Raw genomic sequence first — 12,620 nt, forward strand, 5'->3', positions numbered from 1 at the left:
TTGACCGGCTTCAAGTCGCGGCGTAGGACACGCCGCCCGTACTCCGGCCGCTGCCTTGCAGCGGCCTTTGCATTTTCAAGAATTCTAGAGTGGAGAGCCGATGGTTCCCGTAATTGCCCTGGTGGGCCGCCCGAACGTCGGCAAATCCACCATGTTCAACCGCCTGACCAAGACCCGCGATGCCATCGTCGGTGACCTCTCGGGCCTGACCCGTGATCGCCAGTATGGTGATGCCAGCTGGCAGGGTCGCTCCTTCATCCTGATCGACACTGGTGGTATCACCGGTGACGAAGTGGGCATGGACGAGAAAATGGCCGAGCAGTCGCTCATGGCCATCGAAGAAGCCGACTATGTGCTGTTCCTGGTTGATGCCCGTGCGGGCATGACCGCAGCAGACCAGATGATCGCCGAGCACCTGCGCAAGCGGAACAAGTCGGCGATCCTGGTTGCCAACAAGATCGACAACATCGACCCCGACGTTGCCCGCGCCGAATTTTCGCCAATGGGCATGGGTAACGCCATTCCGGTGGCGGGCTCCCAGGGCCGTGGTATCAGTGCCCTGATGGAAGCCGTGCTCGGCCACTTGCCGCGCGATGCCGAAGAGGAAGCCCTCGACCAGGAGGTCGCTGAAGGTGAGGAAGCCGTGCGCATTCCTGGCCCAAGCGAGAAGGATGGCATCAAGATCGCCATCATCGGCCGCCCGAACGTTGGCAAGTCGACGCTGGTCAACCGCATGCTCGGCGAGGAGCGTGTGGTGGTCTACGACGAGCCGGGCACCACCCGTGACAGTATCTACATCCCGTTCGAGCGCGATGGCGAGAAGTACACCTTCATCGACACCGCCGGGGTGCGCAAGCGTGGCAAGATCCACGAGGAAGTCGAGAAGTTCTCGGTGGTGAAGACGTTGCAGGCGATCAAGGACGCCAACGTCGTCATCTTCGTCATGGATGCCCGCGAGGGTGTGGTCGACCATGACCTGAACCTGCTGGGCTTCGCCCTTGAAGCCGGTCGCGCCATCGTCATTGCCCTGAACAAGTGGGATGGCATGGAGCCGGGTGAGCGCGCCTACGTGAAGACCGAGCTGGAGCGCCGGCTGTTCTTCGTCGACTTTGCCGACATCCACTTCATTTCCGCGCTGCATGGCACGGGCGTGGGTAACTTGTACAAGTCGGTACAGGCTGCGTTCCAGTCCGCGGTCACCCGCTGGCCGACCAGCCGCCTGACGCAGATCCTCGAAGATGCCGTGAGCGAGCACCAGCCGCCGATGGTCAATGGTCGCCGCATCAAGCTGCGCTATGCCCACCTCGGCGGTGCGAACCCGCCGCTGATCGTGATCCACGGCAACCAGACCGACAGCATTCCCAAGTCGTACTCGCGTTACCTGGAAAACACCTATCGCCGGGTGCTCAAGCTGGTCGGTACGCCGATCCGTATCGAGTACAAGGGCGGTGAGAACCCGTACGAGGGCAAGAAGAACACCCTTACCGATCGCCAGGTCAACAAGAAACGCCGCCTGATGTCGCACCACAAGAAGGCCGAGAAGAAGCGTCGCGACAAGCGCTAAGTCGCCCCATGTGGGGGCGGGCAAAGCCGCCCCCACAGACGCCCCTTGATCCAGAGCAATCCCCCTATTGTTTCAACCTTTTTCCTGACCGCTCGATCCGCTATGCTCGGACTCCACCCCGTGCCGGATATACCCCAGGAAAGAGGGCTCCATGATCCGCAGCAAACTGCCGAACGTCGGCACGACCATCTTCACCACCATGTCCCAGCTCGCCGTGCAGACTGGCGCGCTCAACCTGTCCCAGGGCTTTCCTGACTTCAATGGCCCGCAGGCCCTGCTTGATGCCGTGGGCCGGCACGTGGCTGCCGGGCATAACCAGTATTCGCCGATGACCGGCCTGCCGGCCTTGCGCCAGCAGGTAGCGGCCAAGGTCGAGCGGCTGTATGGGGCCAGGGTGGATGCCGATCAGGAAGTGACTATCACCCCCGGCGCCACCGAGGCTATTTTCTGTGCCATCCAGGCGGTGGTACATGCCGGTGACGAAGTGATCGTCTTCGATCCCTGCTACGACAGCTACGAGCCGTCAGTGGAGCTGGCCGGTGGCCGCTGTGTTCATGTGCAGTTGAGCGACGGCACCTTCCGTATCGACTGGCAGAAATTCAGCGATGCCTTGAGCCCGCGCACGCGCATGGTCATCCTCAACTCGCCACACAACCCCAGCGGCGCGCTGATCACTCGCGAAGACCTTGACCAGTTGGCCGCACTAATTGCCGACCGCGATATCTACCTGGTCAGCGATGAAGTGTACGAGCACCTGGTCTACGACGGTGTACGCCACGCCAGCGTGCTGGCCCATGAGCAGTTGTACTCGCGTGCCTTCGTGGTCAGTTCTTTCGGCAAGACGTACCACGTTACCGGCTGGAAGACCGGGTACGTGATCGCACCGCCTGCCCTGAGCGCCGAGCTGCGCAAAGTGCACCAGTACGTCAACTTCTGTGGGGTGACGCCGCTGCAGTGTGCCTTGGCCGACTTCATGGCCGAGCACCCCGAGCATATTGATGAATTGCCAGCCTTTTACCAGGCCAAGCGCGACGTGTTCTGCGGCTTGCTGGAAGGCTCGCGTTTCAACTTTACCCGCACGACGGGCACTTATTTCCAGCTGGTGGACTATTCGCAAATCCGCCCGGACCTGAACGATGTCGACATGTCGCTGTGGCTGACGCGTGAGCACGGCGTGGCGACCATCCCGGTATCGGTGTTCTACCAGCAACCCATCCCCGAGCAACGCCTGGTGCGCCTGTGCTTTGCCAAACGAGAGGAGACGCTGCGTCAGGCAGCGGAAAGACTATGCGCGATCTGAGTACACTGCCGAACCTGAAAGTCGCCCTGGTGCAAACCACCCTGGCCTGGCATGACCGCGAGGCCAACTACGCGCACTTCGAGGTGCTGCTGGAGCAGGTGGGCGAGGTGGACCTGGTGATCCTGCCGGAAATGTTCACCACCGGCTTTTCGATGCAGTCGGAAAGCCTGTGCGAGCAGGAGAACGGTCCGACCTATAAATGGTTGAAAGCCCAGGCGAAGAAGCACAATGCGGTGATTACCGGTAGTGTGATCATCCAGGCGGCCGATGGCAGCCACCGCAACCGCCTGTTGTGGGCGCGGCCGGACGGCGAGATTCTGCACTACGACAAGCGCCACCTGTTCCGCATGGCCGGTGAGCACAAACATTACACCCCAGGCGAGCGGCAGGTGCAGTTCGAGGTCAAGGGCTGGCGGATTCGCCCGCTGATCTGTTACGACCTGCGCTTCCCGGTGTGGAGCCGCGACGCCCAGGACACCGACCTGCTGCTTTATACGGCCAACTGGCCGGCCGCGCGTCGCCAGCACTGGAACCGCCTGCTACCGGCGCGGGGCATCGAGAACCTGTGCTATGTGGCAGCGGTGAACCGGGTGGGCACGGACGGTAAAGGCTTTGCTTATTCTGGTGACAGCCAGGTGCTGGATTTCCAGGGTGAGAGCCTGCTCAGTGCCGGCGAGGCGGACGGGGTGTTCACTGCAGTACTGAGCGCGTCGGAACTGGCGGCGTACCGGGCCAAGTTCCCGGCCAACCTGGATGCCGATACCTTCGAGTTGCACTGACAGCAGCGCCGGCTTCTTCGCGGGCTTGCCCGCGAAAGGGCCTGGTGGCCAATCTCCCTGGCCCTTCACCGTTACCGCCGCCACCGTATTCGCGGGTAAACCCGCTCCTACACAGATCGGTGGTGGACATACATCTGGGGTTGGACACAGCCCGCTGTAGGAGCGGGGTTACCCGCGAAGAGGCCGGCGCTGGTTGAATCGATTTCCGGTCAATACACATCCCGCCGATACCGCCCATCCTCGATCAACTGCTGTACAGCTTCTTCACCCAGCATGCGATTGAGCGCAGCATCCACCCCCGCCGCCATGCCTTTCAGGCTGCCGCAGACATACACGCAAGCCCCATCGGCTACCCAGCGCTTGAAGTCCTCGGCCTGCTGCAGAATCACGTCCTGCACATACACCTTCTCGGCCTGATCGCGCGAGAACGCCAGGTCCAGCCGTGCCAGGTCGCCGTTGTCCAGCCAAGCTTGCAGCTCATCGCCGCACAGCAAGTCATGCGCCCGATTACGCTCGCCGAACAACAGCCAGTTGCGCTGCTCACCGGCATTGACCCGCGCGCGCAACAGGCTGCGAAGGCCTGCCAGGCCAGTGCCGTTACCGATCAGGATCATCGGCGCAGCGGCCTCAGGCAGATGGAAACCACTGTTACGCCGCAGGCGCAGGCTCAGGGTGCCATTCATTGGCAGGTATTCGGTCAGCCAGCCAGAGCCCAAGCCAAGGTTGCCGTCGGGGTGGCGTTCCTGGCGCACGATCAGCTCCAGCACACCATCGCTAGCGATCGAGGCGATGGAGTATTCGCGGCTGCCGATCGGTACCAGTGCATCCACCAGTGCCTGCGGCTGCAAGCCGATCAGGTGATCGCGGCGCGTCGGCAACTGGCGACCAGCGAGTGCCTGGGCAAGGGTTTCGCTCAGGCCATTCACCTGCACTTGGCTGCTGGCGTCCAGTGCCATGCCCTTGAGGAACGCGTCGATACGTGGCTGCCCATTTAGCGGCAGTATTTCTACCAGGTCGCCGGCTTCCCAGATCGCAGGTTCTGCAGCCTGCAGGCCAAGCAGGTACACCGGTTGGCCTTGGCTGCCGGGGTTGAGCAGTTTGCGGCGCACCAGCGACCAGTTGGCAAAGGTTGGCGGCTGCCAAGCGGCGACCGGCTGGGCGCCGGTCAGTTGCGCCAGTTCCTGCTGCCATTGCTGCAGGGCGGCCTGGTCGGCGTTGTCCACTTCCACCGGGCTGAATGCACTGCTGGCGCCGCGCTCCCCCAGCCACGCCTGGAGGCGACGAGCGAAGCCGCAGAAGTGCGGGTACTGACGATCACCGAGGGCGAGCAGGGCATAGTTGAGGTTGTTCAGTGCCCAAGGCTGGCCGAGCACCTTGCGCTCGAAGGCGCGGGCGCTGTCGGGCGCTTCACCGTCGCCGAAGGTACTCACCACGAAGAGCGCGCGATGGGCCTGGCGCAGGTCGTTTTCACCCAGCTGGGCAAGGGCGCGCACTTGAACGGGCTGGCCGGCTGCCTGCAGCTGCCTGGCGCTCTGCCAGGCCAACTGTTCGGCAAAGCCACTCTGGCTGGCAAAGCCGATCAGCCAGCCGTCGCCATTGCCGTTGCTGTTGGCGACGTTGCCACGGGCTGCGCGCACCTGACGTTTCTTGCGGCGACGGTCGAGGTACAGCAGCCAGCCGGTGACGAAGAACAACGGCATGGTCAGGCTGGCGATGGTGACGATGATGCGCCCCGGCAAGCCGAAGTACTCGCCCACATGCAAGGCGTAAACACTCTGCAGCAGTTGCGCCTTGAAGGACTTGTCGGTGTAGCGGTCGTGCTTTTTAACCTGGCCGGTGGCCGGGTCCAGGACCAGGGTATTGAAGGCACGTGGGTGGGCAGCGTTGTCGAGCAGGTAGAACAGGTTGGCCGGCTGACCGCCAGCGGGCGGCAGGCGCAGGTTGTAGGTGGACAGGCCTGGGCCCGCGGCATCCTTGAGGTTGGCCCAGATGGCGTCATAGTCCACCACCAGCGGTGGCGCATTCCTGTCGACTTTCTGCGGCCCGTGCCGGCCACGGCCTTCACCACGTTTTTGCTGCTGGCCCGCAGCCGGCGCGTCAGCCAGCAGCTTGTTCAGGCCTTCGCGGTACCACTCATAGGACCAGAACAGGCCGGTCAGGGCGAACAGAAGGTAGAACAGCAGGCACCAGGTACCTGCCACGGCGTGCAGGTCCCAGTTGAAGGCGCGGCCTTTCTTGGCCCATTCGAAGGTCAGCCAGGTGCGCCAGGCCAGTGCTTTGCGCGGCCAGCGCAGGTACAGGCCGGACAGGCAGAAGAACACCAGCATCAAGGTGCAGGCCCCGGTGATTTGCCGGCCAGTATCGCCCATGGCGAGGAAACGGTGCAGCTTGAGCATGAGGTTGAAGAAGCCTTGCCCGGCCACTTCACCCTTGAGCTCGCCGGTGTACGGGTCGGCATAGCGCAGTTCGCCACGGCGTTCGCCCGGTGCCGGCATGAAGAAGATACGTGCAGCGTTGCCTTCACGCACGTCGACCCACAGCATCGACACCTTGTCGTGCTGCTGGGCTTCGACTCGTTTAACCAGCTCGGCCGGCGGCAGCACGCCTTCGGCGCGTACTTCTACCTTGAGTACATCGGCATTGAATGCGCGCAGCAGTTCTTCCTGGAACGAGTACAGCGCCCCGGTAATGCCCATCAAGGCCAGCACCAGGCCAGCGGTGATGCCAAAGAACCAGTGCAATTGGAACAGCGTCTTCTTCACCACGTTACTCACCTTGAGTTGCTGCCGCGACCTGCGCGGCGTGCATTATGCCTTGATACGCAAAAGCCCCGCTCACGGGAATGAACGGGGCTCGGGGTGACTTGATTAGAAGTGGAAGTTGGCACTCATGAGTGCAGTACGGCCAGGCGCTACGTGAGCGTAATGCGTAGCGAATACTTGATCGAAGTAACGCTTGTCGGTCAGGTTCTGCACATTCAGTTGCAAGTCGACATTCTTTGTCAGGCGATAGGTAGCCATGGCGTCATAGCGCCAGTAGGAAGGTACCTCGACCGAGTTGGCTTCGTCACCGAAGCGCGAATCGACAAAAGTCGCTCCAGCACCAACGGTCAGTTGCGGAATGATGTCGTAGGTCGACCAGAACGTGAAGTTGTTACGCGGCGTGCTAGGCATGTGGTTGCCTTCGTTCGCTGCAGTAGAGGTTTTCACGATCTCGCTTTCCATATAGGTGTAGCCGCCATAGACCTTCCACTTGCTGGTCAGGTTACCCGAGTAGGTCAGCTCCACACCCTGGACCCGTTGTTCGCCATCGAGCACCTGATATGTGGCATTGTCTGGATCGGTGACGCGTGCGTTGGTTTTGTCGGTACGGAACAAGGCTGCGGTCAACGATAGGTTATCGTCGAAGAAGTCCCACTTCGTGCCGATTTCGTAGTTGCGGTTACGTTCTGGATCGAGGTTGCTGTTGTTGGCCGCCAGCTCCAGGCCTCCATTACCGCTGGTTTCGCCCGACGGGTTGCTGGAGGTCGACCAGGCGGCGTAAATACTGCCGTTGGGCAACGGCTTGTAGACTACGCCAACTTGGTAGTTCCACAGATGCGCGTTGTTTTCGCGAGAGAAGTCCCCCGCAACCGAGCCACGCCCACCTGTGCTGTATCCGCTTGATTTGGTCTGGTAATCGTCGTAACGCAGGCCAAGGTTCAGCGACCACTGTTCGTTGAAAGTCAGTGTGTCAAATACGTAGGCAGCGCTGGTCTTCGTATCCGTATCGGTGAACGCTTGGCTGTCGGTAATCGTGCCAGACCAGCCGTCATCCGGGGATGGGTCGTAGAGGCTGGTGCAGTCGCCCGAAGCCAGCAAGGCGGGGGTGCAAACAGTGCCTGTGCCCGCGGCCGAGGTGACGACATACCCGCGGTTATGCGTGTCGCTGTAGGTGAACTCCAGGCCTGTCACCAGGCTATGCTCGATGAAGCCGGTATTGAACTTGGCACTCAGGTCGGTCTGGTTCACCCAACCTTTGGACGTCGAATTGCGGTTCTTGGTTGCGCGATAGACCGTACCGTTGGCGACGTTACCTTTACTGTCATCCGGGTTGGTCACGATGTAGTCGAGGGTCGAGCGCGACATGCGGAAGCTGTTGGACAGTGTCAGGTTTTCGTTCAGGTCATGTTCGATACGGATCGTGCCGCTGTCGTTGCTGGTCTTGCGGTAGTCGCGTCCGTTCAAACCGTAGAAGTTGTCGCGGTCTACATGAGCCGGGCCATCTACATTGTATTTGCTGCGCGTGGCGCTGCGATTCAGCGGGATGCCGTAGTCAGGCATATCGTCGGTTTTCAGGTGGTAGTAACCCACTGTGACCCGTGTATCGGTGCCCAAGCCAAAAGCGAACGACGGTGCCACCCCCCAACGGCTCACATCCACATCGTCACGACCGGCGACGTTGGCTTCGTGCTTCATCAGGTTCAAGCGAAAGGCAGAGGTGTCGGTCAGCTGTTTGTTCAAATCCAGGGTGGTGCGTTTGGTCTGGTCTGAACCCCAAGTGAACCCACCGTTGTAGCTATCGCCAAGTTTTGCGCTCTTGGTGACCAGATTGAGGCTCCCGCCCGTCGAGCCAGCACCGGTAAAAGCGGAGCCAGGGCCTTTTGCGACCTCAATGGACTCCACGTTGAAGATCTCCCGGCTTTGGGATGCGACATCGCGCATGCCATCGACAAATACGTCACTTTCGGCGTTGAAGCCGCGGATGATAGGGCGGTCACCCGCTGGGTTGCCGCCTTCGCCTGCGCCAAAAGTGATGCCTGGGGTTGTACGCAAGGCGTCTACCAAGGACGTCGCCCCCGTGTCACGAATGACTTGCTGAGGGATCACCGTGACACTCTTCGGTGTTTCACGCAGCGGGGCGGTGTACTTCTTCGAGCTGGCGGTGTCCGTCTTGTAGCTGGTGACATCCTGTGCCGCGTTGACGCTGGTTGCGTCGAGTGAAATGACAGAATCAGCAGCCTGATCATCTGCATATGCAAGCTGAGCAGTCGATGCTGCAGAGATGGCAACGCCAATGGCGGACGCAAGCAGGCGTTGTGAGCTCACAGCAGATGGCACGTAATGACGCATTGGTAAGGACCTTCCCCAAGGTTTCGAGGCGGTGGATCTTAATGTAAGCAATTTTGACTAACAATTGAGATTCGTTACCATTCGTGAAGAATTTACAATCTTTACAATTTGTCTTTACGGTTTCATGCAGCTGAAACGTCTTAACTGGCAAATGGGGCTTGTGTAGCGCAAAAGGGAATCAATATCATTGAGCCTTTACATTTCCCAACGGTGCTGTTGCCATGCTGCTTCACATCCCAGGTCTGTTCGACGCTGATGAACTGGCCCGTATTCGCGAGGCGCTGGAGCAGGCCGACTGGGCCGATGGCAAGCTTACGGCGGGTTATCAGTCGGCCAAGGCGAAGCACAACCTGCAGTTGCCGGAAGGCCATGCGCTGGCCAAGGAAATTGGCACTGCGTTGATCGACCGCCTGTGGAAAACCCCGCGCTTCATGTCGGCAGCGTTGCCGCACAAAGTGTTCCCGCCGCTGATCAATTGCTATCGCGAAGGTGGCAACTTCGGCTTCCACATCGACAACGCCCTGCGCCAGCCCAAGGGCAGCCCGGAGCGGGTGCGTACCGACCTGTCTTCCACGTTGTTCCTCAGCGACCCGGAAAGCTACGACGGCGGTGAGCTGGTGATCCAGGACACCTATGGCGTGCAACAGGTCAAGCTGGCCGCCGGTGACATGGTGCTGTACCCCGGCACTAGCCTGCACAAGGTCAACCCGGTGACCCGTGGCCAACGCTATGCCGCATTCTTCTGGACCCAGAGCCTGGTGCGCGATGACAGCCAGCGGACGCTGCTGTTCGAGATGGACAACGCAATCCAGCAACTGACTGCCGATGTGCCGGACCATCCTTCGTTGTTGCAGCTGACGGGCACCTACCATAACTTGCTGCGCCGCTGGGCTGAGGTCTGAGCCGTGTCCTACCTGCTGCGGCGTGAGGAAGTGGTGGATGTGGCCGGCTTGCAGGCCATGCTCGAGGAATCCCCCGGCAAGGCCGCCCAGGCAATTCTGGCGGCAGCGGGGCAGGGTGCGGTCGAGGCGCAGTTGCTGCTGGGGCAGATCCTGCTGGATGGGCTTGGCATCCAGCAGGATGCCACCGTCGCCCGGCGTTGGTTCGGTATCGCTGCACAGGGGGGGAATGCCATGGCGCACAACATGCTCGGGCGTTGCCTGGAGCATGGTTGGGGCGGTGAGGTGAGTTTGGCGCAGGCTGCCGTTCACTACGCCCGTGCGGCCGATTCCGGTTTGGACTGGGGCCTGTATAACCTGGGCAACCTTCTGGCGACCGGGCGCGGGGTGCCGGTCAATCAGGTGCAGGCGCTGATGTGCTACGAGAAGGCTGCGCAGCTGGGGCATGCCAAATCGATGAATCTCTATGGGCGTTACCTGGAGCAGGGCATTGCCACGGCGCCCAGCCCGGCGCGGGCGGTGCGCTGGTATCGGCGTTCGGCCGAGGCGGGGGATTTTCGCGGGATGTTCAGCCTGGCGCTGGTGCTGGTCGAGCGTGGGCAGTTGGCCGAGGCAGGGCAGTGGCTGGAGCAGGCCCGGGTTGCGGGGAACATGAATTTCCTGCGTGCTGCGTTGGTAACCCTGCAGGACGCGGGGCCGGTGTTGATGGCCTTTGCGGCGCGGTATGCCGAGGAAATCGATCGGCGCGAAGAGGCCGGTACAGGAGAGCACACATGAAAACGGGGCCTTTCGGCCCCGTTGTGCATTACAGGTAGTAAGCCTTCAGCGGCGGGAAGCCGTTGAATTCCACTGCGCTGTAGCTGGTGGTGTAGGCGCCGGTCGACAGCCAGTACAGGCGGTCACCGATGGCCAGGTTCAGCGGCAGCCCGTACTTGTAGTTCTCGTACATGATGTCGGCACTGTCGCAGGTCGGGCCGGCGATGACCACTTCTTCGGCTTCGCCTTTTTTCTCGGTCCAGATCGGGAACTTGATGGCTTCGTCCATGGTTTCGATCAGGCCGGAGAACTTGCCTACGTCGGTGTAGATCCAGCGCTCGACGGCGGTACGCGACTTGCGTGCGACCAGCACCACTTCGCTGACCAGGATACCGGCGTTGGCGATCAGCGAACGGCCAGGCTCGAGGATGATTTCCGGCAGTTCGTCACCGAAGTCTTCCTTGAGGAAGCGGATGATTTCTTCGGCGTAGGTTTCCAGGCTGTTGGTACGGGTGATGTAGTTGGCCGGGAAGCCACCACCCATGTTGATCAGCTTCAGTTCGATGCCGTCTTCTTCTTTCAGGCGCTCGAAGATCACCTTGACCTTGGCGATGGCGGCGTCCCACACGCTGATGTCGCGTTGCTGCGAACCCACGTGGAAGGAGATACCGTAAGGAACCAGGCCCAGGTCGCGGGCGAGGATCAGCAGGTCCATGGCCATGTCGGTCTGGCAGCCGAACTTGCGGGACAGTGGCCAGTCGGCAGTGGTGGAGCCTTCAGTCAGAATGCGCACATACACTTTCGAGCCCGGTGCGGCCTTGGCGATGTTGCGCAGGTCGGCTTCCGAGTCGGTGGCGTACAGGCGCACGCCCTTCTCGTAGAAGTAGCGGATGTCCTTGGACTTCTTGATGGTGTTGCCGTAGCTGATACGGTCAGCGCTGACACCGCGGCCCAGTACTTTGTCCAGTTCGTAGATCGAGGCGATGTCGAAGCTCGAACCTTTCTCTTTGAGCAGGTCGATGATTTCCACGGCCGGGTTGGCCTTGACCGCGTAGTAGACCTTGGCAAATTCGAAACCGGCGCGCAGGTCGTCATACGCCTGGCTGATCATCTGGGTGTCGATGAGTACGAACGGGGTTTCCTGCTTGTCAGCGAACGCCTTCATTTTCTGGAAGGTTTCACGCGCGAAATAGTCTTCGACCTGGATCGACATGCTCAGGGACTCCATGGGCAAACTGAAAGATTAAGTGGCTGCAAACTGAACGTCCTCCGTATCCCCACTTTGGTTCGCCTACTCAGTACTTGAGCCGGATGGATCGTTTCCAGCATGGACGTTCGGCGCGCACTTTAGGGCGTGAAGAATGCAGAATCAACAGGCAATCCGGGCGTGATCGACGTGGATCGACGACCAGCCATTTGAATAACCGACTCGTGTGACCGGCTGATGTTCCCTGCGATGTTTCAAGCGTAAAAAATTGTGGAATGGAGCGTGTTGGGTCCTTCGCGGGCAAGCCCGCTCCCACAGGGGATACGCGTTCAATGTGGGAGCGGGCTTGCCCGCGAAAGGGCCGGAGGTGTTCATATTTATGGCCACATTTTCCTGGTACCCCCGTACAGGAAATCGCCCATAAATTTTTTGTTACCGACTGGCGGATTTGCTGCTTTTGATGCGAAACATTACTATTCGCACCCTTATCTGCCTCCCTGATGACCCCGACCGTGTCCGGACACAAAGGCTTCCTCGACCACTACCATGAGCTGATCGGCACCTGGACGCGCAAGCTACGCAGTCGTCAGCAGGCCGAGGACCTCACCCACGATGCCTTTGTCCGGGTACTGGAAACCCCGCGCGAGCAGGTTGAGCAGCCACGCGCCTACCTGCATCAGGCTGCGCGCAACATCGCTGTGGATGGCTTCCGTCGCGAAGACCGACGCCAGGCCCTGGAGCGGGAAGCCTTCGAAGAAGGCGCAACCGGCAGTGGCGACCCGGAAGCCTACGTGCATGCCCTGGAGCTGGCCGACAGCGTTGAGCGGGCGCTGGCCGAGCTGCCTCTCAACTGCCGGCAGGTGTTCATCTGGCAGAAGCTCGAAGGCCTGACTCAGGCCGAGATTGCCGAGCGCATGGGGTTGAGCAAGAACATGGTCGAAAAGTATATGATCCGCACGCTCCGGCACCTGCGTGAGCACCTGGATGTGTCGGCATGAAGAGTC

At 60.8% G+C, this 12,620-nt stretch carries 9 protein-coding genes; 6 read left to right on the forward strand and 3 right to left on the reverse strand.

Going from position 1 to position 12,620, the window contains the following annotated elements; all coding sequences use genetic code 11:
* The first annotated feature begins 100 nt into the window (after window positions 1–100).
* From der to GST84_04720, 3 genes are all read left to right on the forward strand, one after another.
* Window positions 101–1,564, forward strand: coding sequence for a ribosome biogenesis GTPase Der (gene der, locus GST84_04710; protein XGB11693.1), 1,464 nt, complete (start codon window positions 101–103; stop codon window positions 1,562–1,564).
* 151 nt (window positions 1,565–1,715) lie between these two features.
* Window positions 1,716–2,864 (forward strand): aminotransferase class I/II-fold pyridoxal phosphate-dependent enzyme, encoded by a 1,149-nt coding sequence (locus GST84_04715; protein ID XGB11694.1) that lies wholly within the window; start codon window positions 1,716–1,718, stop codon window positions 2,862–2,864.
* Window positions 2,852–3,643, forward strand: a complete 792-nt coding sequence (locus tag GST84_04720) for an amidohydrolase (GenBank protein XGB11695.1) — start codon at window positions 2,852–2,854, stop codon at window positions 3,641–3,643. Before GST84_04715 ends, GST84_04720 begins: the two co-directional genes overlap by 13 nt.
* A gap of 209 nt (window positions 3,644–3,852) precedes the next feature.
* Here the strand turns inward: GST84_04720 and GST84_04725 are convergent, their stop codons facing one another.
* Window positions 3,853–6,408, reverse strand: a complete 2,556-nt coding sequence (locus GST84_04725) for a flavodoxin (GenBank protein XGB11696.1) — start codon at window positions 6,406–6,408, stop codon at window positions 3,853–3,855.
* A gap of 102 nt (window positions 6,409–6,510) precedes the next feature.
* Window positions 6,511–8,754, reverse strand: a complete 2,244-nt coding sequence (locus tag GST84_04730) for a TonB-dependent siderophore receptor (GenBank protein ID XGB11697.1) — start codon at window positions 8,752–8,754, stop codon at window positions 6,511–6,513.
* Window positions 8,755–8,975: 221 nt separating this feature from the next.
* Between GST84_04730 and GST84_04735 the strand changes: the two genes are divergently transcribed.
* Both GST84_04735 and GST84_04740 read left to right on the forward strand, forming a co-directional pair.
* Window positions 8,976–9,656, forward strand: coding sequence for a Fe2+-dependent dioxygenase (locus tag GST84_04735; GenBank protein ID XGB11698.1), 681 nt, complete (start codon window positions 8,976–8,978; stop codon window positions 9,654–9,656).
* Window positions 9,657–9,659: 3 nt separating this feature from the next.
* Window positions 9,660–10,430: a sel1 repeat family protein gene (locus tag GST84_04740; GenBank protein ID XGB11699.1), complete on the forward strand. Its 771-nt coding sequence runs from the start codon at window positions 9,660–9,662 to the stop codon at window positions 10,428–10,430.
* Window positions 10,431–10,458: 28 nt separating this feature from the next.
* Here the strand turns inward: GST84_04740 and GST84_04745 are convergent, their stop codons facing one another.
* Window positions 10,459–11,622: a type III PLP-dependent enzyme gene (locus GST84_04745; protein XGB11700.1), complete on the reverse strand. Its 1,164-nt coding sequence runs from the start codon at window positions 11,620–11,622 to the stop codon at window positions 10,459–10,461.
* Between the two features lie 494 nt (window positions 11,623–12,116).
* Here GST84_04745 and GST84_04750 point away from each other — a divergent pair, with 494 nt between their 5' ends.
* On the forward strand, window positions 12,117–12,614 hold the full coding sequence (locus tag GST84_04750; protein ID XGB11701.1) for a sigma-70 family RNA polymerase sigma factor: 498 nt from the start codon (window positions 12,117–12,119) through the stop codon (window positions 12,612–12,614).
* Window positions 12,615–12,620 lie beyond the last annotated feature (6 nt).

It is taken from the genome of Pseudomonas putida, from assembly GCA_041879295.1.
GTDB classification, from domain to species: Bacteria; Pseudomonadota; Gammaproteobacteria; order Pseudomonadales; family Pseudomonadaceae; genus Aquipseudomonas; species Aquipseudomonas putida_Y.

Coding starts and splice junctions, on each gene's coding strand:
- der (XGB11693.1), top strand. CDS start 101: ATGGTTCCCGTAATTGCCCTGGTGGGCCGCCCGAACGTCGGCAAATCC.
- GST84_04715 (XGB11694.1), top strand. CDS start 1,716: ATGATCCGCAGCAAACTGCCGAACGTCGGCACGACCATCTTCACCACC.
- GST84_04720 (XGB11695.1), top strand. CDS start 2,852: ATGCGCGATCTGAGTACACTGCCGAACCTGAAAGTCGCCCTGGTGCAA.
- GST84_04730 (XGB11697.1), bottom strand. CDS start 8,754: ATGCGTCATTACGTGCCATCTGCTGTGAGCTCACAACGCCTGCTTGCG.
- GST84_04735 (XGB11698.1), top strand. CDS start 8,976: ATGCTGCTTCACATCCCAGGTCTGTTCGACGCTGATGAACTGGCCCGT.
- GST84_04745 (XGB11700.1), bottom strand. CDS start 11,622: ATGTCGATCCAGGTCGAAGACTATTTCGCGCGTGAAACCTTCCAGAAA.
- GST84_04750 (XGB11701.1), top strand. CDS start 12,117: ATGACCCCGACCGTGTCCGGACACAAAGGCTTCCTCGACCACTACCAT.